The organism is Limosilactobacillus sp. DJ3M12 (assembly GCF_947381695.1).
Lineage (GTDB): Bacteria > Bacillota > Bacilli > Lactobacillales > Lactobacillaceae > Limosilactobacillus > Limosilactobacillus kinnaridis.
Genome location: NZ_CANCWY010000054.1, coordinates 1 through 1,237, shown reverse-complemented (window position 1 = coordinate 1,237; position 1,237 = coordinate 1). Strand labels below are relative to the sequence as shown.

The 1,237-nt window shown below is 35.9% G+C and carries 2 protein-coding genes; both read left to right on the top strand.

What is annotated here, in order from left to right; translation table 11 throughout:
- Positions 1-957, top strand: a 957-nt coding sequence (locus QOS06_RS10630; protein WP_283596036.1) for a peptidoglycan recognition protein family protein, incomplete at its 5' end; no start/stop codon positions are given.
- Positions 958-1,107: 150 nt separating this feature from the next.
- On the top strand, positions 1,108-1,237 hold a 130-nt coding region (locus QOS06_RS10625; RefSeq protein ID WP_349496573.1), incomplete at its 3' end, for a KxYKxGKxW signal peptide domain-containing protein.

Here is a 1,237-nt window from a genome sequence, read left to right as displayed (position 1 = left end):
TATTTCCAAGCAGATGGAAGCCGTTTAGATAATAATTTTTACACAAACTGGGGCCGTACCTACTACTTTGGTGACGACGGTGCCCGATGGGATAACCGTTTCTATAGTAACTGGGGCCGTACCTACTACTTTGGTGACGACGGTGCCCGATGGGATAACCGTTTCTATAGTAACTGGGGCCGTACCTACTACTTTGGTGACGATGGTGCCCGATGGGATAACCGTTTCTATAGTAACTGGGGTAATACTTATTACTTTACTGTCGATGGATCCTTAGCGCAAAATACTAATTTTTGGGCTTATGGAAGTCAATATCATGCTGATAATGCAGGAATACTTTCTCCAATTTCTATTTATAATAACAAAATAAATAGTTATATTATGAATAATCGTATTACTCCAGCTAATATAACCTATCGAAATGTTATTCCTAATGTAAGTAATCATTTCTACACTGGTACTTCAGATGGAAAACCAAATATGATTATTGTTCATGAGACAGCAAATCCTAATGACAGCATCCAAGGTGAAATTAACTATGAACGAGAACATTATAATAGTGCATTTGTTCATGCATTTGTAGACGCTAATAATATTATTCAAATTTCGAACACGGATCATGAAGCATGGGGTGCTGCATATCCAGCCAATGGACGTGCCGTACAGTTTGAACAAGTAGAAGTATATGGAGCGTGGAATTTTGCTCGTGAGTTAGTTAATGCAGCATATTATACTGCTTTTAATATGCATAAATATGGTTTGACTCCATCTTTAGCTCAGGCTGACGGATCTGGTACGTTATGGTCGCATCATAATGTTAGTCAATATTTAGGTGGTACAGATCATACAGATCCAGATGGTTATTGGACTCGGAATGCTAGAAATTATTTTGGTACTGGGTATAATATGAATGACTTCCTTCAATTGGTTAATTATGAATATGCTAAATTAGGTTAGTAAAAGGCGTTGGCTTAAACCAACGCCTTTTAAGTTACAAAAATATTTCAAAAATTATCCTTTAATAACAATTCATGAGAACTTAAATTTCTTCAAAAACATGTGGTAGGATAGGTAATGTTATAAATAAAAAAAGGGGTAAGTAAGTCAATGAGTGTTTATAAACATTATAAGATGTTTAAAAAAGGTAAGAACTGGTGCTACATGGCAATTGCTACATTGTCAGTAGCAGTCGGTGCTCTATCAATCTCACAACATAATGTTAATGCAGATACTACTG